Origin of the sequence: Pseudomonas brenneri, assembly GCF_007858285.1 — a bacterium.
Taxonomy (GTDB): Bacteria; Pseudomonadota; Gammaproteobacteria; order Pseudomonadales; family Pseudomonadaceae; genus Aquipseudomonas; species Aquipseudomonas brenneri.
Map to the genome: position 1 here is coordinate 163,871 of NZ_VFIL01000007.1, position 19,667 is coordinate 183,537.

The window sequence follows — 19,667 nt, forward strand, 5'->3', positions numbered from 1 at the left end:
CCAGGGCTTAAGGCTTTCAAAAACTAATCATTCTGCTAGAGACTGTTGGTACTCTTGACGCCTTTGTTGTTTTTCCAAATGACGCTTCAAGTAGGACACGTAAACCGAATCTAGCGGAAAATGAAATCGTCCCAGGCTTGTATTGATCACCAGTAAAAGGCTTCCAAAATTCCCGTTGAATCTTTTTTCCACCTCTTGTGCAATTTTGAGATCAAATTTATCTAAAACCAATACGCTGATAAGCTCCCCGAAATCGATTCGCCCGATTGGAAATCGCTTTTCAAGAAACTCACCCGTAGAAAGATTCAGTTTTTTTTCTGAGCTTTTTTCTCCGATGTACAAGCCCGTTACAAACGATGGCCTATTCCCGGATGAAATAATTTTGATAAGCAACCCTTCCTCACGGGATACCTGCTCTACAGTGATTCTTTCAGTGTTTTCTTTACGTTGCTTATCGCTAAGCCAGAGAGTCACTAACACAGCAGCGAGCGCACCAATGCCCGACACCCAATCTCCAACACTCCCCAGATTGAGCAAATAAACGTCAGCAGTTTCCGGGTTGATCTTTATGGCCACAGCGAACCCCATAGCGAATCCCGTCAATACAGCTAGCGCTAAAAGTACCGAAATCCATGCTTTTGTCATGATTTACCTCGCAAAAGTTGCGAGGCGTTATATCAGTACTGGAAAGCTGGATCCAGTTGGCGGGCAACTACAGAAGAACGACTCTTTCACCCCGCAGCAGGCACCCGACGCAGATCAACGTCTTGGTGCCGCCAGTTGGCCGACCATTCTTCATCAGCACACCGATCTTCGTTTCGATCACCTCACGCCCACCGCAGCGATGGCACTGAACCATCGTCGCTGGCTTGGGCATAGCACGAACGCGCTTGCGCACCTGCTCCGCAGGAGTGTTCGGGGCTGGCGTGCCTCGAATGAGGTGAAGCTTGGGCTTGTCGGTCATGCAGCCATCTTAGCGAATGCCTGCGCGTCATGCTGCTTGATCTGCTCCAGGGTCAGCCACTCACCAGTTGGCGTGTAGAAATCCTCAAGGCTCTTACCCTCCTTGTAGAGCTGATACCGCATTGGCCCGAGGATTTGGGCCTTGCGCGCATCCGACTGCCGTTCAAGCCAAGTCCCGTAAGTGGTATCCCCCGGCACCTGGCCGTCCATGCTTGCCCGCTGACCTGGCGTCATCTCGTCAATGGGAATGCCAAGCTCTCGCCATGACTTGGTTCGCAGCGTTGAGGTGCTGCGACAGCAAAAGTGAATCCGTCCCGGACCTTGCAACCAGGGCACCTTATGCCCTATCGGCTTGTGCGTGCCCACCTCATACGAAAGCTTGTCTCGGATGATGCAGTCTGCGGAGGTATTCGTGTCCAGAGTGCTTAGCCAGTCCTCGGCCTTGATAATATCTTTGTTTGCCACGTTGAACTGTTCACGAGCAGTGGCCGCCGTGTGACTTACCGCCGTCTGGACGACCGCAGCCAGGTCCTTTCGTGGTCGCTCAAGGAAGCCATCGGCATAGCCTGCCGCCCGGGTACCGCGAATGCTGCGGATGATCTGGTCGGTAGTTTTACCTTCCAGATACCCAGAGCGGATTGCATTGCGAACCTTGACCATGCGCTCGGCGCCGACCTGCTTGCCCCAGTCGCGCAACAGACGGCCCTGAAACGGTCGTGACATCGCTGCTGCATAGGCCTGCTCGGCACTGATGCTCACCAGCGGGAAGCGCACCAGCACCGGATCTGGAACCGTCTTCTGGAATAGCGTCTGCTGCCAATTGGATTCGTAGCTGGCAAGCTCTTGCAGGTCGGACTCAAGCACCGCGAACACCTGATCGTAGGCTTGGGCGTTGACGGCCCTCACCTCATCCAGCAGCAACTCCAAGCGCTCCACGGTGAACGACTCGGCGGGCATACGCTCCAGGGCCTCAGTCAACGCAGCCGAAAGTCTGGCATCCGATCGATTCAACTGAGCGATGATGCGCCGCACCACGCCAAGCTTGTACTTCTCCAGCGATACCGCGTGAGCGATATGCTCGTCCTGAAGCATTTCGTTGACCGTCGCCATTTAGAGAGCTCCGAGTGCTGGCCCCTGATCGGCAATCTTCTGTTTCTCGACTTCCCACTCAATATCATCCGAGACTACGCCACGGCGTTTGTACTCATTGAACAGGGTTTCGTCAGAGAGTCGGCCTTGGGTTGCCATGTTGAGCAGCAGTGGAAGAGTGGTTTCCGGTGCAAAGTCCACGTCGAAGTTACCGTTCACCTTCACGTGGCCGCCTTCCTTCTCGCCCTTCCACAGCGCGAAGAACTGAAGCACTTGGTCAAGCGTGTCCTCAAGCTGGCCGGCCATGGTTTGCAGCGGGCTCATTTCCTGAGCCGCCTCTTCCTCAGCCTGGGTCGCAGTCTTCGTGGACTGCTTGTCCTTCTGAAGTAGCTTCGCACCAGCGATGCGCATCTGATCTTCAAGGTCTTCCAGCGACTTGCGGCCGGCCTCGATGGCGGCGCCAGTATGCTCCACCCACTTCATGTCGCCGCCAGTAGGAAGCTTGGTGGCGGAACTGGTACCGACCTTGAGTTCAAAAGCGTCGTCGTCGATACCGGAGATCATCAGCATCGGCACTCGGGCGACATGTAGGATGTTGTCCTGATCGCTTTGGGACTGCCAGTGCTTCTTGTTGAGGTGTGCCAGCTCCAGCAGAGGCGGCGTCGCGGTCATGAAGCCCGTGCGCTTGGTGTAGTACGTAGCCAATGGGATGGTCGGGAGCGTGTTCGTTCCTTCATCGGTCTTGGTCCACTCCTTTTTCCCGTTGGCGTCTTCGGTCTTGCGATACACCCTCCAGCCACCAGGGATCAAAACCCTGATCTGTGGAATGACTGTTACACCGAAATCGCCAGCGCGCTCTTCGACCGCCTCCGCATACCAGAACTGGGACAGCGAGCATTCTCCGCCCTTTTCTTCGGTGTGCCAGCCAATCACCTGTTGCGGGTGGATCATCACCGCATAAGGGCGAACGCCGGCGGCCTTCTCGTCCGCAGCAGTACGTACGACCGAGTTGCCTTGCTCGTCTTTCGTCTTAGGGTAATCAGCCAGCACATGGCAAAGACCATGGGAAAGCCCCACCGTGAACAGCTGCTGAGCCCAAACCTGCAGGTTGTTGCCCTGGCGATCGAAGTTTTGCGCATAGGCCTTGATCGTCTCAGGCACATCCTCGCCAAGCGCGATATGTTCTGCGAAGACTCGGCCCTTCATATTTTGGACGGTCTCGCTGAATGCAGGGAGTAGCGTGGACAGTCCTAGGCGCTCCTTGTAGGCGTCGTCATCTTCCTTTGGCCACTTCGGCAGGTAGACCTTGCCCGCCAGCTGCATCGCCTTCGTTCCACCCATCAGAGCATCAACAAGAGCCCAGTCTTCGCGCATGGCGTCTACTGCCGGTAGCGTTTTGCTTGGGTCATTGCTCATGGGGTCACATTCTCAGGGAGTTGGTGAAAGCAGTTCGCTTAACGATCGGATACTCGCGATGGATGAAATAGCCGCCGGCGTCGTTCGCGTGATCAATGCCGGCGGTTTTGTCGGGCTCCCCGTTCGTGCCCCAAACTTGCTGCTCCAGGCCATCGGCGTAGGTTGGGCAGGTGAGCGGGTTGACCAGGTAGCGGCGCTCGCCCTGCGCATTGCAGAAGACGGCGTTCATTGCGTTGATTCGATCCTTCACCGGCGGGTTTGCCGCTGGGGCGATGACAGTGAACCCTGCCTGCTTGAGCATGGCCAGGTCGGTGATGCTGGCGTTCACGGACTTGCGCGAATCACCCGATGCGTCCGGGTAGATCCTGATCTCGCAGGTCTTTTTAAAGTCGTTGCCGTCGTGCTGCCAGTAGCGCTCCTTGATACGGCGGATCATGTCGGGCGTGTCGTAACCGTCTATCAGCTCATCCACCGCCCTGGGCAGCCCCTGGTCGCGTTTGACGTGAGTGATTGCCGCCATCTTGCCGACGTTGAAGTCCATCCCGATGAACAGCGGCTCACCAGGCTGCACGGTGTCGAAGCATCCGTTGAGCTTGCGGTCGTAGGCCGTATAAATAGTGCCGGACGTCAGGTTGACGAACTGGCCCTTGAGGTACGCCATGATCAGTTGCGGCGGATAGGACTCCATCAGTGAGGCGATGTAGTCATCCGGCAAGTTCAGCTCGTTGTCGAAGGTGCTGGCCTGCACCAGGCCATACATCTCCTTGAGCGACGGCTTGTCCCGCAACTGCTTCACGAACTGCAGGAAGACGAACTTAAAGCCTTCCGGCGTCGTGGTGACATCCACCCCGTTCTTCAGTCCGGGCAAGTTGTAACGCATCCGGGCAATGATCTTGCGCCAGGCCTGCTGCGCCTTGATGGCAGTCAGCACGTCCAGTTCATCCACCAGGGCATGGCCGATCTTGAAGCCGACAATGGTCTGAGGCTTCTCCATCGACCGGCAAATCACAGTGCCGCGGTACTGCCGGCCGCTGTAGATATGAACTTCGTGGTTCGCCTGGTTGATCTTTGTCTTCAGCCCCCAGTCGTAAGCCACCTCATCCATGGTTGGATAGAAGATGTCCCGGATCTGCGGGTAAGTCGGTGCAAAGTAGCCAGCGTTAACGCCGGGCCACTCCATGAAGTGCTTGCTCAGCGCCGAGCACCCCACCCAGGTCTTGCCTGAGCCGAACCCTGCAACGAACGCGCGGAATTTGTGAGGCAGTGTGAGGAACTGAGCCTGCGGAACATTAAGGCTCGGCATTCGGCTTCCTCGCGTCCACTACGTCGACCTGGATGCGGGTCGGGATCACTGGTTCGTCGCCCACCTCCTCCTTCCTGGCCCGGTTGACGTAGATATCACCGGTTTCTTTCGCGGCCTGCTCCAGGATCTGCAGCGCCAGACCGATGTTTTTCATCGTTTCGGCCCTCTCCACAAAGCGGTTCATGGCACGGAGGCGGAAGGCGCGGTTGGCGATCGGAATGTCAGCTGTCTCTTCGCGGAACCGCTTCCGGGTATCTTCGAACATCGTCACCCAGCGCTTTGCCAGGCCTTTACCCGATGTCTTCGTTGGATCGTGTGTTTCCACCTGCTGGCGGGTCACCGCAACCCCATATTCTTTCTGGACAGCTTCGACGACCTGCGAGGGCGTGTCGAAGCACGCCAGGGCCTGAACGATAAAGGCCTTCACGTCGTTTTGAAGGGCTGCCATAGATTCTCATCCGTCCAGAGCCTGTCCAGAATCAGGCCGACTTGAGCAGACAGGTTCCGCAGGCCCTCGCAATGTTCAATTTCCCCACCTCAGCAGGACTGTTTGCAGCATCCACCAACGCTTGAACGTCAGGGCTCGCACCGTAGCGGCGGACCACACCGACGAATTCCTCGACATCGTGTCCCTGCAGCTTGATCTTCGGTGCACCGTCTTGGGTGAATGCTGGTTGACCGTACTTGTCGGTCGCGTGAGCCAGGTGATAAAGCTCGTGCTCAATCAGGGCGCAGAACTCTAGGTCGCTGCACTGGGCGCAGTAGTCAGCAGCCAGGGTGATGATGAAGGCCGGCACATCGCCGAACCAATCACGCATCTGTTGCTCCATCCTGGCTTTCTGCCAGCCACCGGCGCGGAACGCTACCTGCTCGGCCTGGCCAAGGACCGTGCGGCCCTGCTTGTTGAAGCTCGACGATGCCCACATGATCCGGATGTCTGCATCCAGTAGATGGGCATGGTCCTCGTTGTGGATGCTGCCGGTGACGCCCAGGATCTCCTGCCGTATCCACTCCCACACCTCGTGCGCTGGATGAAGCGTAAGGAACGCCGACTCGAACACCTTGGCCTGAGGCATTGGTCTGTTCATGAATCACCGGTAGTTTGAAGAGGCGGAAGGTTGCAGGTATTAGTGCTATGACAGATTAGAGGGAACAAAGATGTTCAAATTTTTTGGCAGTTTCTATGCCCATCCGATGACGCCGGAAAAATTCAGGCGTTCGCTCAGCATCGTGCGCGAGGGGATGGAGGTTCAAAGACTAGATGCGCTGGTGATCATGATGAATCCTGGTGGATCCACTCCGCTCTGCGACCATATCCCTAAATGCTCTGCCTCATGTCTCGATGAAGCCTCAGATCTACCTGTACCTACCGATCCGGATAAAACTCAGCATCGAATTACAGCGCTGATGAAGCTGAAGAACTGGAACCACGTTCGAGTCATCAACCTATCCGACGTCAGAGCTAAGAAACTGCACCTAGTGAAGGTTGTCGATTTGCCTGATGACCATTCGATGTTTGCACCATCTCGGGCTGCAGAGCTTGATAGTGAACTCTCGAAAGCACCTCTGGTGATCTGCGCTTGGGGCAAAAGCTCTGAGCTAGCGCACATCGCCCGATTGGCGATGGTGCGCCTAGACTCGCTCGACATCCCCATTTACGGGATAGCTAACGCGGCAAAGACCGACTATTACCACCCGCTTTACCCCGGGCTCGGCTATTGGCCAAACGAAATGGCAAAGCTGATTCCGTAAGGTGACCTCCACACACAGCGCCCCAGCCCGGTACGCATGTTCGATTGCCTCCCAGTCGGGTTGCTGGGCTGTCATATTGAATTCCACTTAACAAAAAGCCCCGCACTAGGCGAGGCTGATGAGGATTGAGCCGCAACTCCGGTAGCTAGGTTGCGTGCATCTAGATCAAACCTTTAGAAGGTTTTCCGGGTAGAAAAAAGCAGTTTGAAGGGCGTCTTTAGAATCAAACCACTGGCAGAAAATCGTTACACGAAACGGAATGCCTGGAGTAAAAATATCTTCAGGGTTTGGCGTATCCTCAATGTAAGTGATCGTCATGCTTGGTCCGCCACTTTTGAGCCTTACCACTTCACCATTACTGAACTCCGACATCGCCCTGCTCCTTGGATAGTTGGACAGCAATCATGGCCAAACTTCAACCCAAACTCAACATGATGTCGATTAGGCGGCGCTCAGACTGGTTACCAAAAGTGTCAACATCTTGCCGTCAGTACCATTCTCGTGAAAAGGCATAAAACGCTGGCGAAGTCGCTAAAGACGGCTACTTTCTCAAATTTAACATCACTCACGCTAAGGCGGGCTTTACTGATTCCACGAAGTCTTCGGCATCCCGAAAGTAATTTCGAAAGGCATCAGCAATCGCACCTGTGGATTGCGCCGTCACATACACGACGTCATCGGCCGGGTGTTGTTTTTCAATACCGTCTCGATAAGCCATAGCTTTCGGCCCGCTCGCAAACCCTTCGGCAATAAGCTCTCCATCATGAAAATGAAGGACAATGTGCTTTCTCTGAGGGATCTCCGTTGCGCTTCTACGGGCCATATCGAGAGTATGAATAACTCCCAATTCTCCTTCCAGCTCCCGCATTTCTCTACAGAGGTCTGCATCATTGACGTCAGGAAAAGCGCCCCTTTGATTCTCCCTCGTTCTTGCCAAATACTCGCTTGCCAGTACGAAGAGACGCTCTCTTTTTGGGTTCGCATTTTGGTCGAACTTGATTCTTGCGCCATCCAGCAGATCACTAATCTCAACAGCAGTAGCCCATGCGTGTTGAGTTCTCGTCCTGTATTGAATCTCGATTTTTAAGCCACTGTATATCTGTCCGCCGATGGATTGACTCGCGTATTTATAGACCTCGTGGATGCCACGATAACCAGTTGACTTCGGGCGCGCTATGTAATCGTACCTGTCTTGGTCATCACGCAAATGCTTGGCCCTTGTCTTGTGGAATGACGCTCGAAACTCTTGAATTTCTTCAATTGAGTCAAAAATCAGTCTACATCCTGCCAAGTCGTGCATAGAGGCAAGATCATTCGCGCGACCAGTCGAAAGCTTGTCAATAATGGTATTCAGTCGTTTTAAACGCTGAGCGAACGTAATGTTCATGCCCCCATGGCGCCTCATGTAATCGCGCAGATTGGCCTGAAATGTGTTTAGGATATACGCATGAGAGTTTCGCCAATTATTGACGATCTCCCGGTCTTCAGCGGCTCCTTGCCCCACCGACAATTTTGTACCCGCCCTGCTTACCGCGCCTTTGCTGTACTTTTTGGGATCCCCATAAGCAGCCATCCACAATCCCTCCCTTGATATCGTTGTGATGGCCACTTTAACCTCCTATCGTTTAATCCTCAAATCAACAAATATCTTGGCGATCGCACTATCAATACCGGATGCCCTTTTTTGATATCTGACTTAACGATAGCGCGCAAGACAGGCGGGGGACGGTACTCATCTACAAACCCTCGCGCCACTATTTGCATTCAAAAACGTGGCGCGGATTACTATCCCGCCCCACTCCTGGGAAACTTGAACTCGGCGACCCGATCAGCAAAGTCGGCCAGCTTCTTCACGCCCAAGAACCCGATAAACACCCCGGCAGCCGTCGCAAGGTTCAGCGGCAGACCGAAGTATTCAAGGACTGGGATCAGACCAATCGTGATCAAGGTGCAGATCGCCGCCTCAAGCAGAGCCTGACGCCGGGTACCGCCGCCATAGATGATTCTGATACCAGCCATCAAGGCAGATAGTCCTGCGGCATAAAGCGTCGGCGAATGCTGACTCAGCCATGCAAGCACGATGAGCCAGGTGTCCGGTTTGTCTGGCATATTGGACATCTCGGTTCCTCCCCGTCAGGGAGTTAGGAATACAGCAGGTCATGACCTGCGAATTTGAATCAGCCCCAGCAGCACTCCCAGCTCGAAGCAATGGGTGTGGTGGGGCCGAAAACGAAAAAGCCCCGGCAAATGCCGAGGCTTGAATTGATGAGGTATCTTTGTCGCTTTGGCATCGCCCTATAGCGGGCACCTCAATGACTAGCTACCGGCGGGTCTCCATGACCACTCGGTCACCATCCCCAGGATACTAAACGCCAGGAAAGTGCGGCGACCTCAGCCATACTTCTCACCCCACTACTCTACGGTTGATGCTTAATCGTTACTCGCTTTGGTGCCGCGATGACGACCAACGCCAGTGACGCAATGTACAGAGCAACTCCGGCTACCCCAGATATTGTTCCAAGTACATACGAAGCAATGACAAAGACACCTAAGAGCGATGCAAGCACCAGCAGGGCATTAGAAACCCAAAATACGGCCAGCCTGAATCCAAAAGATACTGACCTGATTTTGTAGGAAGCCAACATTCCAAGCACTGAAACTATGATCGCCACAATACCGATCGCTTGTAGGGCTACCGCATAAATCGTTACCGGAGGAAGCCCGCTTGTATCGGATAGGTCCGCCGGATTCTCTGGAACCCCGGCTGTTGCAGATAACAGCAGGAACCAAGCGGCAACAAATAAAGCAATGGCAATCAACAAGCTTTTATAGCGACCCATAGTCGGCACTCGGTAATGAATTTGTAGGGGCCTCTCAGTATAAGCACAGCGCCAAACAATGAGAAACACTCTCATTTCATCCCGAGTGATCGGCTGGTTCATTACTGGAGCCTAAAACTTGCGACGGACTATCTTCATAGTCCGTCGCAGTCTTACCAGCTAGGGCCCAATCGAGCCTCTTGAGGACGACATCCGATTAGCGCGAAAAATTGATCGGAAGAGCCCCGGTGATCTTGATTTCGTAGTCCTTTGCATTGGCTACTCGACCAATTTCCCGCAGAGCCGAGGTGGCGCCCTCATCAAATTGCGCTCGATGGCTGCTGGCATTTGCATCATAACGATCCGAAAACGCCTTTACTGTGCCATTGAAAGTGACTTTACCCGAGGTGGTGTGGACTACCGTGCCCTCCACGCTGATGGTGATATTACCCAGGTAAACACGCGCAATTTGAGAGTCTTGCCCAGTGGAGTACGGGACTTTCAGATTAACCGACGTTTCACCAATACCGGCCGTGTCAATAATGGCTTTCAGATCGGGAATTTTGTCTGGCGTTGGTCGAATGCCAGTGTTTTCAATTTTCACACTGGTAGGTTTGCCGTCCCCTACCAGCCAATGGGCCAGTGCGGCAAACGGGGTAAAGACATTGCCTGAAAACTCATTCTCGACTGCGAGTTCTTTCAGATCCTTGATCTTTGTTCCTTCTTTGATCCCCTGTGTCCATGCATCGAGGGTAGAAAGATCCTGGTTCTTCAAGTGGACACGATCTGCCCCATAAGCGACCTTAATATCGCCCGTGATGAATCCATCGAGGCCATAAGGAATAGGCTTATTGTTTCGCATTGCCTTAGCGTGGCGCTGAAACATCGGAGACCAGTCACCTCGCCCGTATGCAATGCTTCGCTCCTCCACCATTCGGGCAATCATCAAATGGGGGTACGGAACGACGAAACCAGAATCGCGCATAGTGCCGTATTCATCTGGATAAACGTAAGTAGGTTGTAGTTCGAGAGTCATTTTTTCACCTATTGAGTCGAATGATTGTTCGCGGAGAATTCCGCTTTCATGTCGCTCAAAGGCGATTGCTCGAGGCTCGTGGCCTTCACATGATTCAACGTCCCGCATCGGGAACATTTGATCTGGAGCTCTGTAAACCCACCCGTACGGGCGAGAAGTCTTTTGCAGTTACCGCATCTGAATTCTTTCAACATCTGCAAATTCCTTTTGCTGAATCGCCCTTTCCGTGGGCAATAAAAAACCCCGCACTTGGCAGGGTTCCTGTTTAAACGTCGCTGATTACTTGATGACTTCAACTGCTCCGTGATCGTCGCAGTGATCTCCATGAGGATGGTGTAAATGACCATCAACTAAATAGTCCACATGATCACCATGCGGAACAGCTTCATGGCCGCAGCCTGGGCCGTGCTTATGCTCGGGGGCATGCGCACCGCAATCGTGCTTGGGCGTACATTGGTCTGGGTTAGCCTGGCTTACCGACAACACATGCTCATCAACGTGATCGCCATGAACATGATGCAAATGACCGTCGTGAAGGTAATCCACATGGTCAGCATGCTTTATTGCGGTATGCCCACAACCTGCCTTGTGTTCGTGATCATGGTTCGAGTGTTTATCACAACCTGACATAACGACTCTCCTGCCAAAATACAGCGACGATTGAGTCAAAAAATATAACAGATAATTCACGACCAAAACAAAACTCAGCGCTTGGCCGGCGATAACTTGCGGATAGTGGTTATTTCAAGTCCCGCGCCAGCTGTGCCTCAACCTTCTTGCGAAACTCATCCAAAGCGGCCCGCTCTTCGGCGCTGTATTTCTTGGCATCCTCGTGCAAGGCGCAGACGGTGCCATACACCTCGCCGTCAGGACCGCGTACTGGATAGCCTAAATAGTTGCTCAGCCCAAACTCCACCTCATCTTCATTGCCAGCCCAGTCTGACTCTAAGCGCGAGTCCTTGACGTATAGCGGCTGGTCGGTATCCACCACCCGCTCACAGTAGAGTGCTTGGCCGTTGTGGGCCAGACTACTTTTCTTGCCCTGGGCGCCTATGGGATAGGTATCTTCATGACGTCCGCCAGAAGCCTCTACCTGCATATGCTGGGGCAGGGAACGCATGACAAGGATAGAGCTGACACCGAGTTGTGCGGCTAGCGCATCAATTTCCTAGCGTAGCGAGTCGAATACTGAGCTGGATTTGGCCACAAAAAGGTCCGGACTATTGGTTGGAAAAGTCCAACTATAGGGCGCCGGATCGAGGATCCTAAATACCCAATGAGCATTAGGATAGAAGTTTGCGAGGCACACCAAGCGGTGCCACAAGACGCCAAATTTAAGAAACAAAAAACCCGACACTTGGCCGGGCTTTCTTAAATCGTTAGTACAAGTTGCCGTAGGCAAAATACTAACTATGGGGAAATAATGCCCTCAGCCGTGCGGGAAGTCAAGCGGCCTCTTTCATCTTGTAAATTATCCCGCCAATTGGGCTTAGCGCCTTGGCGTCAATGTCATAGCAGGCATCGAAGCAGAGCTGCACAAAAGGCTCCCAATCCCTCCCCCAAGCTGCCGATGGGAGCTTGATGCCGTACTCCCCTTCCAGCCAGGCACGAAAGATCTCTGGCTTGATGAGTGGATCAGGGTTCGAGGACTGCCCGCCCTGGTGCATGTATCGATACCGGCGAAATACACCCTTAGCAACGTACGCGGCACGATCACGCTTGCTGGCAGTCATGCGCTCTACTCGGGAGCAAGCCAGGTTGAAAACTGCCTCTTCCGCATCCTCCCGATCATCATCGGTCGGCTCTGCCGCGTACATAGCATTGCCAAAGGCGCGCAACTGGTAATGGAGACGCGCGATCGCCGACTGGATGTGACCAGCAAGCGCTCCGTGCACTGCGTGATTTGCGGTGGGTCCTCGCTCGGTGTTCTGCACCACCACCCCAAGCTCTGCGGCATCTGAGGACTGGCCAGGCGCTGGGTTGTAGTTGCAGTCATGCCATGCCTGACGCGCTGAATTGATCTTCATGCGGCAGCCCTCTTCAGTTCTTTTGTCTTCGCCCGGTAGTCGGCGGTCATAGCCTTCAGCTCATCCACGGTGTACTTCTTGGCCTCATGAGGACCTTCCAGCCACTCAACTTCCTCAGCCCCGATGCGCTTCACCAGCTCAATGCGGTAGTTCACGATGTTCCCGGAGAGCCGGGTGTTACACGGTGAGCACTGGCGGTGACAATTCTTTGGCTCGAAGCGCAGCGCCGGATTGCTCCCCACCGTCCGGTAATGTCCAGCGTCGTACTTGCCCTGGTGGTGCCGGCCGCAACTGACGCACGGAAGCTCCGCGTCACGGGCGCGCACCCAGGCGTTGAAAGCGATCTGTGTGTCTTTGAGGTGATCCGCCCTACTCTTCAGTTTCTCCTTGCGCACCTGGATCTCCCGGCGACCTGCCAGGGCCAAGGACTTCTGCTCCTTCACCTTCTGCACCTCTACGGTGGCCAGTGCACACTTAGGGCTGCACACCGCCTGCCCAAAGCGCTGCGGGACGAATGAGATCCCGCATGCTGGGTTCTTGCACTTCTTCGGTTTGGGTTGCTTGGTGATCATGCAGCCTCCTTGCTGAGTAGATCAGTGAAAACCACACCTTGGCCGGTGAAATAGGCGGCAATGCGGTCGGTGTAATTGATGCCCTGGGCGCGGCTGAACAGGCTAGTCACCGGGAAGCCGTCCGGCCCAAACAAGTGGCACTCGCCCATCATGGCCAGCTTCGTTTCGTAGGGCAGATGCCGCATGACCCGGTACCACTCAGCCTGAAACCCGGCATCCTCGTTCAGCAGGATCTGCACGCCGAAGTGCAGCTTGCAGTAGCGGCGGGCGTCGGCCGGGTCGCCGATCTGGGTCATCTCAGCGATGCGCTTGTACATCCCGAACCACAATCGGTTCTGGTCGAGCGTGCGGTCTTTGCCCGCGCGCAGGGTCACCACGACAAACTTCTTGTCTTTGTACATGGCGCTGATTTTGGTGATGACCTCGGAGAGCTTGGCCTGGCAGTTGACGCTGATTTTGTCGGACATCAGAAACCCTCCTTGCCGCGCTGCGATTCCCACTCAAACGGAATGACGATCACCCCGCCCTCTCGAAGGCGATCAATGCAGCGCTCGCCGATGGCGGCCGGCAGCGACTGCCCATCCAGGTTGGAAACGATCACCGTCGGGCGCAGCTCTTCGTACCGGCCGTTGATGATTGCGAACAGCGTGGTCAGCTCGAAGTCGCTGGGCTTTTCCTTGCTGACGCCGATCTCATCCAGGATGAGCAGCGAGGGGCTGATCAGGCTAGCCAGGATCTGACTTTCGCTCTGGTCGCTGGAGTGGTCGTAGGTTGCGCGGATGGCCTGCAGCACGGCGCCGATGGTGCGGTATACCGCTGTTGAGCTGGACTTGGCCATGATCTCGTTGGCGATCGCCACGGACAGGTGCGTCTTGCCAGTGCCGGGCTTGCCCAGCAGTAACAGGCAGCGGCCCGTCTCGGCGATGTGCGCGAACTCGGCGGCATACCGGCGGCAGGTGTTCAGCGCCTTGCGTTGCTCCGTGGTGGTGGCGACGTAACCTTCCAGAGTCTTGCTGGCGAAGCGCTTGGGGATCAGCGCGGCGCCGAGCTTGCGCTCCATGGCCATGCGCAGCTCCATCGCCTTGTTGGCCAGTTCGGCAGCTTCCGCCTTCTCGCGAATTATCCGGCCACACTCAGGGCAACCGCTTTTCAGCTCCTTGCCCAGTACCGGGAAAACCTTCTGATCATAGTGGCCGTGGGTCTCGCATTCGGCGGGCTGGATGCGGGTGCCCGGCGGTAGTTGTGGGGTTTGCTGGGCCGGCTCAGATTGCATAGGAACCGTCCTCACGCTGTATCAGACCATCGGTGTAGTTCCGGTCACCAAAGCCGGTGTGGCGCGACTGAGGAGCCGGCACCGGTTCCGATTCAGCCAGGCGCTTGATCACCCAGGACGCCTTGAACCCCTGCCAGCCGGCATTCAGCGCCTCGGTGATTGCATTATCCGCGGTGATCCCCGCCTCGGCGCACTTGGCCAACTCGGTGTTCACGGTTGACCAGACGGTGGCGGTCACTGCTGCGCGTTTGGCCTTGCGCTGGGTCAGCCAATCGGCCAGCAATTGCTCTGGGACGTTGTGCGGGTTGTCGGCCAGCAACTGGGCCATGCCGAACGGAACCTTACGGCCTGGCTTCGGCGGTTCGGTTGGCTCTTGGGGCGGATTAATCTCTTTCGAAGAAAGAGTTAATAGGGGTTCTTTCTTTGTATAAAGAAGGGAGTCGTCGGGTTTGGTCTGTTTCGCAGCTGAGCCGATTCGGACCACTTGAGCCGAATCAGACGATATGGTCTGTTTCGGCTCTACGACGAAGATCCACTCTTTGGGATCGCAAACGCCGATATCGCCGCGCGCACCACCCTCCCGGTAAAGCACACGACGGCGCAGTAGCCCGGAGATAGCTTTCGATACCGTGTCAGGGTGGATATGGGTTGCCTTGGCGATATCGACCGCAGGGATGCGATGGGCGCCCGTACTGAAGTTCAAAGTGGCCTTGGCCACATACAGAACAATCTTCAGTTCGCGCGCCGACAAATCGATGGCCATCAAGCCATCCATCATCTGGTTGTCCATTCGGGTGAACCCCCGAGGGTTGTGTATCGGAACAATGTTTGGCATGATTTCTCTCGCTTGAAGCTGTTGAAGAAGCCGACCTCGTACGTCGGCTTTTTTGTGCCTGTAATTCGGCGCGTCTGCGCCAACCTCCCCGCCCTACTCCCACTTTTCCACCTCTCAAGCCTCTACTGGATATAACTCCAGCGACTTCAGGTTTCTTACTTCGCAGGCCGTCTGAGCCGATACTGGGTACACGGATTTGCGGATAGAGATCTCGCTTAGGCGGCCATCTCGGCCCAGGGAAACGAAGGACAAAGGGACTCTTTTTTGAAAGCACCTCCGGTCACCGCCTCCGCTCGCTTGGCAACCACTGGAGACATGCCGTGCTTCCCGCGAACCCAACCGGAAACGGTGCTTTGATCAACCTTGAGCTTTTCAGCGGTGACCTCCTGAGTGCCAATGAAGGCAACGAGGTCTTTGTAAATCGTGTTCATATCGCCCCTCCATACGGGAATACCCATATAGTAGGTTATGGGAATACCGATTTGCAAGGATATGGGAGCACCCGTAATACTCGCGGAATGGAATTCAAAGACCGTTTAAAGACAGCGCGCCGGCACGCCAAGCTCAATCAGGGCGAATTGGCCGCTAAAGCTGGTATCACGCAGACGTCGATTTCTGACCTTGAGCGTGGAAAATCGAAAGCCACCGCGCACGTCGTGAAGATCGCCGATGCATGCGGGGTGAGCGCCAAATGGCTTTCCGACGAGATCGGACCAATGCTGGCCCTGGGGTCGAGTGCAGGCTCTGCTGAATCGAACATCTCAATTGCCGCCCAGCCCAACAAATCATTCCGTTACCCAGTAATCAGCTGGGTTGCTGCTGGCGCCTGGGCGGAGGCCGTCGAGCCCTACCCGGCCGGTTTCTCGGACACCTACGAGTTCTCGGAGTACGACTCCAAGGGCACAGCTTTTTGGCTGAAGGTGAAAGGTGACTCGATGACAGCGCCCGCCGGCCAGAGTATCACCGAGGGCACTCTGATCCTGGTGGACACAGAGGCTGAGGTTGTACCAGGTAAGCTGGTGGTGGCCAAGCTCCCTGACAGCAATGAAGCCACATTCAAGAAGCTGGTCAGCGACGGCGGCCGACTATTCCTGAAACCGCTGAACCCGAGCTACCCGATCGAGGCGGTGGACGAGAACTGCCGGATCGTGGGCGTGGTTGTTCAGGCGCTGCAGAAGTTTTACTGATCAAGGGATTTGATTCAATTTTGCAGAACATCTGAAAAGGAAATCGAGATGCGAATGCCCGCAGTTCTAATCCTGATAGCAGCGCTTTCTGGCTGCGCCGACTCCCATCAATGGCTACCAAGTCAGTCTGTCTCTACTCAGCAGCTCAATCGAACGGACAAGATAATCATCGCTACTCCGGTAGATGGTGAATACGGCGACCACGTTTACAAAGGCTCCGGTCGTAATACAGCTCAAATCCTCTACGCGGCGTTTGCGAGGCGATCGGCAGGAGTAACGGTGGATTCAGAAGCCTCGAGCTATGATCTGGCCTTAGAGAAAGCGAAGCGCAGCGGGCAAGACATCCTAGTTCTTCCGACCATCCTGCATTGGGAAGATCGCGCAACTGAATGGTCGATGATCCCTGACCAGGTAGAGGTCAAAATAAGCGTAATTCAGGTTTCTTCAGGGGCTGTAATCAGCTCCGGGATCGCGTCCGGTGAAAGCGGTATTGCAACATTTGGCGGGGATCACCCACAGGATTTACTGCCCGAGCCGATTGAGGCCTTCGTCTCATCTTTATACTGAGCAGGCGCCAATATCCAGCGTCTATCACCTCGGAGGCCACCGTGTCCCTCAAGAAGCCAAACCAGCAACTGCGCCGCGACCTGAAGGCGATCGCCTCAAACCTTGAGGAGTCCTGTATCGACCTGGGTAAGCTCTCAGAAAAACTCAGCGATGCAGACGCCATAGCCCTGATGGGACTGGTGGGTACGCTTTATGAGGAAGCTGACAGACTGGTGAGTTATGCGGATGAGGTGAAGGCGGGGCAAATAAATCGAAACAAGCCCGAATAGACACCTGGTCGGGCGCGACAACCTAAATCGAACTACCGCGGGCTGAGCAAGGCTCGTATGCGCAAGGGAATGTAGTGATGAATGCCTTACGGATAGCCGCTCTAATAGCTGCGCCGCTTCTTTTCGCCGGCTGCTACAGCATGCCAAAAGAAAAAACCGAGTACGAAAAAAAGATCGACGCAGTACCAATGCCCGTGACAGAGGCTGATCGTTTAGAGCAATGCCGCAACTTCAAGCGAGTCGCTGACGACCAGGAGATTGACGACTTTTTGCGCATCGGACAGGAACCTAATCTCAGCGCCTCGGAATATGGATTTACAGAGAGTTTAGCGCTTTTGCGTCGCCTCAGAGCCATGAAGTGCCCTGGCTATGGTTGGTTTTCCTGATGCTGCTGCCCAGAGTGAGCCAATGACTGCATGGCGAGAGCAGAGCTTCTGGAGCAAGGTTGGGGTCATTGCTTGCCTGGCTTTCCTTATGATGCTCCCTGGCTATTCCGACGCTGCTGGTCTTAGCAGGGGCTCGACAGGCCGCAAGCGGGTCTTCAGCCCCGGTTTCGTTGTGCTCTGCGTGTTCGTGGCGGTGGTTGAGCTGATAGCGCTGAACCACTTCTACGGTGCGCGGGGATGAGGTGCAGAAGGCATTGAAAGCGTGACGCGGTAAAGTACAAGGGAGGGATTTAAACAAGGCTAAAATAGGAAGTCGGCGCATTTAGGAATATTTTTTGGAATAATTTGACTAATATTTTGTAGTTGCTCTATGATTCTCTCAAGCCTTAGAGAGAGCTCCTGTATGACCGCCCAGTTATCCGACTCAGAAATCAGCAATCTCATCAAACCCTACGAACAGGTCATCGCAGAAGCCGTACTCAAAGGCTGGAAGCAATGGCTTGAGGTGCCAAATCGAGCTCAGTTCTATAACAGAACTCGGGCGAACGTTGTTTGGGACTACACTATTGGAGCTTTGGAAGAGGCACTTGATCCGCTCCCTGGCATCCACGTTAACAGGGCGGGAAACACCTGTATTTTCATGATTGGCCAGCAATTGGCATTTCGCTTCAAAAAAGGCGACGAAAAGGGGTTCAGCAGCAACTACCCTACGCCTATGGCTCTTGCCTTTCACGACCCCGAACAGCAGGTTCTTGGGATTCCAGAGGCAGTAAAGACCGAAATTATTTACATCCTCAACAAGCTTGAAACCGAGATCTTTCAAGTCCGCATGGTTCGCAGGGATGGGGAGTCGGTAGCTTGGTCCCATCCAGTTTATGAGCGACCAGTCGCGCCTGTTGAAGCTATCCCAACTGGACTGCCCCTAGCGCCATCGAAGGATTCGCAGGGCGCCCAGCCCGCGAGAAGGCGCCGAGCAACAGTCAAGAAAGAGCTGGCGCCAGTTAAACCTACTGAAAGCAAACCGGCCCGACCATCGTGATGAGCAATACATTTAACCCTGAGATGCTTCAGCTGGCCAGGCAGTTTCGCGGCTTCAGCCAGAGCGCTCTATCCAAATCCATGAGCATCACTCAAGGCTACCTATCAAAGATTGAAAATGGATTAATGGAGCCTGCCGAGGAAATGGTTGAAGCCTTCTGCAAGTGCCTTTCCTTTCCTAGGGAATATTTTTTTAACCAGGATCGGGTGTATGGGCTGCCGGTTAGCGTTCATGCTTATCGCAAGAAGGCTACTGTCCCGCAGAAGACGCTTGACGCCATCCAGGCCGAAATGAATCTGCGCATCATGCACTACCGAAAGCTTCTTAAATCCGTAGACCTCGCAAAGGATTATGAGCTCCCTTATCTAGACATCGACCAATACAATGGCGATGCCGATGAGATCGCATTCTTGGTCAGAAGATCGTGGATGATCCCTGACGGACCTATCAAAAATCTCGCCGATTTCGTGGAGCGCGCTGGCGTTTTGATATTTGTTTGCGATTTTCCTGCTGGAAAAATTGACGGCGTAACCCTTGCCATTCGTGGGATGCCGCCTTGTATTTTTCTGAGCAAAAATCAATCCGCAGATAGAATGAGATTTTCACTTGCTCATGAGCTCGGCCATTTAGTGATGCATCGACAACCCAGTCCAACGATGGAGGACGAGGCCAACAAATTCGCAGCCGCATTACTGATGCCAGAAAAAGATATTTTCTATCAGTTGAAGAACATCAGCATACAGTCGCTGGCCGCGCTTAAGCCTGTATGGAAAGTATCTATGGGCGCCTTGCTCTATAGGGCGGGCACGATCGGTGCAATTACAAAGTCTCAGAGCGATTATATGTGGAGACAAATCGGCAGCCTCGGCTATCGAATGAGGGAGCCCGCTGAACTGGACTTTCCGCATGAGAAGGCTCATCTGACTTCAGAGATTCTGGAGCTTCACATGGAAGATCTGGGGTATTCGCTTGAAGATCTAATGAGCATCCTTGGATTGGCGCCTGAAGACTTTGGTAATTTGTATAATTTCAAGCAAAAGCCACGCCTTAGCATCGTGAAATAATCAAAACGAGCCCGGCCTAGCGCTGGGCTTCTTGTATCTGCCATTTCGCATCCGGGCTTCTCTGGCCACC

General features: G+C 54.5%; 29 protein-coding genes. 9 read left to right on the top strand and 20 right to left on the bottom strand.

Annotated elements, in window-relative coordinates:
• Positions 1-27: 27 nt before the first annotated feature.
• The 7 genes from FJD34_RS17085 to FJD34_RS17115 form a co-directional block, all read right to left on the bottom strand.
• Entirely contained in the window at positions 28-645 is a 618-nt protein-coding gene (locus tag FJD34_RS17085) for a hypothetical protein (protein WP_146552232.1), read from the bottom strand.
• Between the two features lie 67 nt (positions 646-712).
• A complete protein-coding gene (locus FJD34_RS17090; RefSeq protein ID WP_090291361.1) occupies positions 713-964 on the bottom strand; it encodes a hypothetical protein in 252 nt (83 codons plus the stop codon).
• Positions 961-2,073: a hypothetical protein gene (locus FJD34_RS17095; RefSeq protein WP_090291362.1), complete on the bottom strand. Its 1,113-nt coding sequence runs from the start codon at positions 2,071-2,073 to the stop codon at positions 961-963. The genes FJD34_RS17090 and FJD34_RS17095 overlap by 4 nt, the downstream gene beginning before the upstream one ends.
• The gene (locus FJD34_RS17100) at positions 2,074-3,468 is read right to left on the bottom strand and encodes a DUF4055 domain-containing protein (protein ID WP_090291363.1); all 1,395 of its coding nucleotides are present in this window, start codon (positions 3,466-3,468) and stop codon (positions 2,074-2,076) included. It lies immediately after the preceding gene.
• A gap of 4 nt (positions 3,469-3,472) precedes the next feature.
• On the bottom strand, positions 3,473-4,771 hold the full coding sequence (locus FJD34_RS17105) for a terminase large subunit domain-containing protein (RefSeq protein WP_090291364.1): 1,299 nt from the start codon (positions 4,769-4,771) through the stop codon (positions 3,473-3,475).
• Complete coding sequence (locus tag FJD34_RS17110; protein WP_090291365.1) at positions 4,758-5,219, bottom strand: DUF2280 domain-containing protein; 462 nt, start codon at positions 5,217-5,219, stop codon at positions 4,758-4,760. The genes FJD34_RS17105 and FJD34_RS17110 overlap by 14 nt, the downstream gene beginning before the upstream one ends.
• A gap of 31 nt (positions 5,220-5,250) precedes the next feature.
• Positions 5,251-5,859 (bottom strand): putative metallopeptidase, encoded by a 609-nt coding sequence (locus tag FJD34_RS17115; protein WP_090291366.1) that lies wholly within the window; start codon positions 5,857-5,859, stop codon positions 5,251-5,253.
• A gap of 70 nt (positions 5,860-5,929) precedes the next feature.
• Between FJD34_RS17115 and FJD34_RS17120 the strand changes: the two genes are divergently transcribed.
• Positions 5,930-6,523: a DUF1643 domain-containing protein gene (locus FJD34_RS17120; RefSeq protein ID WP_090291367.1), complete on the top strand. Its 594-nt coding sequence runs from the start codon at positions 5,930-5,932 to the stop codon at positions 6,521-6,523.
• A gap of 165 nt (positions 6,524-6,688) precedes the next feature.
• Here FJD34_RS17120 and FJD34_RS17125 read toward each other — a convergent pair whose 3' ends face one another.
• The 6 genes from FJD34_RS17125 to FJD34_RS17150 form a co-directional block, all read right to left on the bottom strand.
• Positions 6,689-6,895 carry a YodC family protein gene (locus tag FJD34_RS17125; RefSeq protein ID WP_090291368.1) on the bottom strand — a complete coding sequence of 69 codons (207 nt, stop codon included), beginning with the start codon at positions 6,893-6,895 and terminating at the stop codon, positions 6,689-6,691.
• A 193-nt stretch (positions 6,896-7,088) separates the two neighbouring features.
• On the bottom strand, positions 7,089-8,132 hold the full coding sequence (locus FJD34_RS17130) for a RelA/SpoT domain-containing protein (RefSeq protein ID WP_090291369.1): 1,044 nt from the start codon (positions 8,130-8,132) through the stop codon (positions 7,089-7,091).
• Positions 8,133-8,308: 176 nt separating this feature from the next.
• Entirely contained in the window at positions 8,309-8,641 is a 333-nt protein-coding gene (locus FJD34_RS17135; RefSeq protein WP_090291370.1) for a phage holin, lambda family, read from the bottom strand.
• 299 nt (positions 8,642-8,940) lie between these two features.
• Positions 8,941-9,465 carry a hypothetical protein gene (locus FJD34_RS17140; protein WP_090291371.1) on the bottom strand — a complete coding sequence of 175 codons (525 nt, stop codon included), beginning with the start codon at positions 9,463-9,465 and terminating at the stop codon, positions 8,941-8,943.
• Positions 9,466-9,559: 94 nt separating this feature from the next.
• Complete coding sequence (locus FJD34_RS17145) at positions 9,560-10,378, bottom strand: lipid II-degrading bacteriocin (protein ID WP_090291372.1); 819 nt, start codon at positions 10,376-10,378, stop codon at positions 9,560-9,562.
• An 8-nt stretch (positions 10,379-10,386) separates the two neighbouring features.
• Complete coding sequence (locus tag FJD34_RS17150) at positions 10,387-10,572, bottom strand: zinc finger domain-containing protein (RefSeq protein WP_090291373.1); 186 nt, start codon at positions 10,570-10,572, stop codon at positions 10,387-10,389.
• A 193-nt stretch (positions 10,573-10,765) separates the two neighbouring features.
• On the opposite strand from FJD34_RS17150, the gene FJD34_RS28145 reads away from it, so the two are divergent.
• Complete coding sequence (locus tag FJD34_RS28145; protein WP_174553286.1) at positions 10,766-11,005, top strand: hypothetical protein; 240 nt, start codon at positions 10,766-10,768, stop codon at positions 11,003-11,005.
• A 112-nt stretch (positions 11,006-11,117) separates the two neighbouring features.
• On the opposite strand, the gene FJD34_RS17160 is transcribed toward FJD34_RS28145, so the two are convergent.
• The 7 genes from FJD34_RS17160 to FJD34_RS17190 all read right to left on the bottom strand — a co-directional run bounded on the left by FJD34_RS17160 (position 11,118) and on the right by FJD34_RS17190 (position 15,516).
• Positions 11,118-11,543: a GAF domain-containing protein gene (locus FJD34_RS17160; protein ID WP_223232717.1), complete on the bottom strand. Its 426-nt coding sequence runs from the start codon at positions 11,541-11,543 to the stop codon at positions 11,118-11,120.
• Between the two features lie 280 nt (positions 11,544-11,823).
• On the bottom strand, positions 11,824-12,405 hold the full coding sequence (locus FJD34_RS17165) for a hypothetical protein (protein WP_090291375.1): 582 nt from the start codon (positions 12,403-12,405) through the stop codon (positions 11,824-11,826).
• Entirely contained in the window at positions 12,402-12,977 is a 576-nt protein-coding gene (locus tag FJD34_RS17170; protein WP_090291376.1) for a recombination protein NinG, read from the bottom strand. The genes FJD34_RS17165 and FJD34_RS17170 overlap by 4 nt, the downstream gene beginning before the upstream one ends.
• A complete protein-coding gene (locus FJD34_RS17175) occupies positions 12,974-13,444 on the bottom strand; it encodes a hypothetical protein (RefSeq protein ID WP_090291377.1) in 471 nt (156 codons plus the stop codon). Before FJD34_RS17175 ends, FJD34_RS17170 begins: the two co-directional genes overlap by 4 nt.
• The gene (locus FJD34_RS17180) at positions 13,444-14,250 is read right to left on the bottom strand and encodes an ATP-binding protein (RefSeq protein WP_090291378.1); all 807 of its coding nucleotides are present in this window, start codon (positions 14,248-14,250) and stop codon (positions 13,444-13,446) included. Before FJD34_RS17180 ends, FJD34_RS17175 begins: the two co-directional genes overlap by 1 nt.
• The gene (locus tag FJD34_RS17185; RefSeq protein ID WP_090291379.1) at positions 14,240-15,085 is read right to left on the bottom strand and encodes a replication protein; all 846 of its coding nucleotides are present in this window, start codon (positions 15,083-15,085) and stop codon (positions 14,240-14,242) included. The genes FJD34_RS17180 and FJD34_RS17185 overlap by 11 nt, the downstream gene beginning before the upstream one ends.
• 215 nt (positions 15,086-15,300) lie before the next feature.
• Positions 15,301-15,516: a helix-turn-helix domain-containing protein gene (locus FJD34_RS17190; protein ID WP_090291380.1), complete on the bottom strand. Its 216-nt coding sequence runs from the start codon at positions 15,514-15,516 to the stop codon at positions 15,301-15,303.
• A gap of 87 nt (positions 15,517-15,603) precedes the next feature.
• Here FJD34_RS17190 and FJD34_RS17195 point away from each other — a divergent pair, with 87 nt between their 5' ends.
• From FJD34_RS17195 to FJD34_RS17225, 7 genes are all read left to right on the top strand, one after another.
• Positions 15,604-16,272: a LexA family protein gene (locus FJD34_RS17195; RefSeq protein WP_090291381.1), complete on the top strand. Its 669-nt coding sequence runs from the start codon at positions 15,604-15,606 to the stop codon at positions 16,270-16,272.
• Between the two features lie 48 nt (positions 16,273-16,320).
• Complete coding sequence (locus FJD34_RS17200) at positions 16,321-16,839, top strand: DUF4823 domain-containing protein (protein WP_090291382.1); 519 nt, start codon at positions 16,321-16,323, stop codon at positions 16,837-16,839.
• A 41-nt stretch (positions 16,840-16,880) separates the two neighbouring features.
• On the top strand, positions 16,881-17,108 hold the full coding sequence (locus FJD34_RS17205; RefSeq protein WP_090291383.1) for a hypothetical protein: 228 nt from the start codon (positions 16,881-16,883) through the stop codon (positions 17,106-17,108).
• Positions 17,109-17,185: 77 nt separating this feature from the next.
• Positions 17,186-17,494, top strand: coding sequence for a hypothetical protein (locus tag FJD34_RS17210; RefSeq protein ID WP_090291384.1), 309 nt, complete (start codon positions 17,186-17,188; stop codon positions 17,492-17,494).
• A gap of 22 nt (positions 17,495-17,516) precedes the next feature.
• Positions 17,517-17,735, top strand: coding sequence for a hypothetical protein (locus FJD34_RS28400; RefSeq protein ID WP_090291385.1), 219 nt, complete (start codon positions 17,517-17,519; stop codon positions 17,733-17,735).
• A 162-nt stretch (positions 17,736-17,897) separates the two neighbouring features.
• Positions 17,898-18,533, top strand: a complete 636-nt coding sequence (locus FJD34_RS17220; RefSeq protein WP_090291386.1) for a hypothetical protein — start codon at positions 17,898-17,900, stop codon at positions 18,531-18,533.
• Complete coding sequence (locus tag FJD34_RS17225; protein WP_090291387.1) at positions 18,533-19,597, top strand: helix-turn-helix domain-containing protein; 1,065 nt, start codon at positions 18,533-18,535, stop codon at positions 19,595-19,597. The genes FJD34_RS17220 and FJD34_RS17225 overlap by 1 nt, the downstream gene beginning before the upstream one ends.
• Positions 19,598-19,667: the final 70 nt, after the last annotated feature.

Coding starts and splice junctions, on each gene's coding strand:
- FJD34_RS17085 (WP_146552232.1), bottom strand. CDS start 645: ATGACAAAAGCATGGATTTCGGTACTTTTAGCGCTAGCTGTATTGACG.
- FJD34_RS17090 (WP_090291361.1), bottom strand. CDS start 964: ATGACCGACAAGCCCAAGCTTCACCTCATTCGAGGCACGCCAGCCCCG.
- FJD34_RS17095 (WP_090291362.1), bottom strand. CDS start 2,073: ATGGCGACGGTCAACGAAATGCTTCAGGACGAGCATATCGCTCACGCG.
- FJD34_RS17100 (WP_090291363.1), bottom strand. CDS start 3,468: ATGAGCAATGACCCAAGCAAAACGCTACCGGCAGTAGACGCCATGCGC.
- FJD34_RS17105 (WP_090291364.1), bottom strand. CDS start 4,771: ATGCCGAGCCTTAATGTTCCGCAGGCTCAGTTCCTCACACTGCCTCAC.
- FJD34_RS17110 (WP_090291365.1), bottom strand. CDS start 5,219: ATGGCAGCCCTTCAAAACGACGTGAAGGCCTTTATCGTTCAGGCCCTG.
- FJD34_RS17115 (WP_090291366.1), bottom strand. CDS start 5,859: ATGAACAGACCAATGCCTCAGGCCAAGGTGTTCGAGTCGGCGTTCCTT.
- FJD34_RS17120 (WP_090291367.1), top strand. CDS start 5,930: ATGTTCAAATTTTTTGGCAGTTTCTATGCCCATCCGATGACGCCGGAA.
- FJD34_RS17125 (WP_090291368.1), bottom strand. CDS start 6,895: ATGTCGGAGTTCAGTAATGGTGAAGTGGTAAGGCTCAAAAGTGGCGGA.
- FJD34_RS17135 (WP_090291370.1), bottom strand. CDS start 8,641: ATGTCCAATATGCCAGACAAACCGGACACCTGGCTCATCGTGCTTGCA.
- FJD34_RS17140 (WP_090291371.1), bottom strand. CDS start 9,465: ATGAACCAGCCGATCACTCGGGATGAAATGAGAGTGTTTCTCATTGTT.
- FJD34_RS17145 (WP_090291372.1), bottom strand. CDS start 10,378: ATGACTCTCGAACTACAACCTACTTACGTTTATCCAGATGAATACGGC.
- FJD34_RS17150 (WP_090291373.1), bottom strand. CDS start 10,572: ATGTTGAAAGAATTCAGATGCGGTAACTGCAAAAGACTTCTCGCCCGT.
- FJD34_RS28145 (WP_174553286.1), top strand. CDS start 10,766: ATGGCCGCAGCCTGGGCCGTGCTTATGCTCGGGGGCATGCGCACCGCA.
- FJD34_RS17165 (WP_090291375.1), bottom strand. CDS start 12,405: ATGAAGATCAATTCAGCGCGTCAGGCATGGCATGACTGCAACTACAAC.
- FJD34_RS17170 (WP_090291376.1), bottom strand. CDS start 12,977: ATGATCACCAAGCAACCCAAACCGAAGAAGTGCAAGAACCCAGCATGC.
- FJD34_RS17175 (WP_090291377.1), bottom strand. CDS start 13,444: ATGTCCGACAAAATCAGCGTCAACTGCCAGGCCAAGCTCTCCGAGGTC.
- FJD34_RS17180 (WP_090291378.1), bottom strand. CDS start 14,250: ATGCAATCTGAGCCGGCCCAGCAAACCCCACAACTACCGCCGGGCACC.
- FJD34_RS17185 (WP_090291379.1), bottom strand. CDS start 15,085: ATGCCAAACATTGTTCCGATACACAACCCTCGGGGGTTCACCCGAATG.
- FJD34_RS17190 (WP_090291380.1), bottom strand. CDS start 15,516: ATGAACACGATTTACAAAGACCTCGTTGCCTTCATTGGCACTCAGGAG.
- FJD34_RS17195 (WP_090291381.1), top strand. CDS start 15,604: ATGGAATTCAAAGACCGTTTAAAGACAGCGCGCCGGCACGCCAAGCTC.
- FJD34_RS17200 (WP_090291382.1), top strand. CDS start 16,321: ATGCGAATGCCCGCAGTTCTAATCCTGATAGCAGCGCTTTCTGGCTGC.
- FJD34_RS17210 (WP_090291384.1), top strand. CDS start 17,186: ATGAATGCCTTACGGATAGCCGCTCTAATAGCTGCGCCGCTTCTTTTC.
- FJD34_RS28400 (WP_090291385.1), top strand. CDS start 17,517: ATGACTGCATGGCGAGAGCAGAGCTTCTGGAGCAAGGTTGGGGTCATT.
- FJD34_RS17220 (WP_090291386.1), top strand. CDS start 17,898: ATGACCGCCCAGTTATCCGACTCAGAAATCAGCAATCTCATCAAACCC.
- FJD34_RS17225 (WP_090291387.1), top strand. CDS start 18,533: ATGAGCAATACATTTAACCCTGAGATGCTTCAGCTGGCCAGGCAGTTT.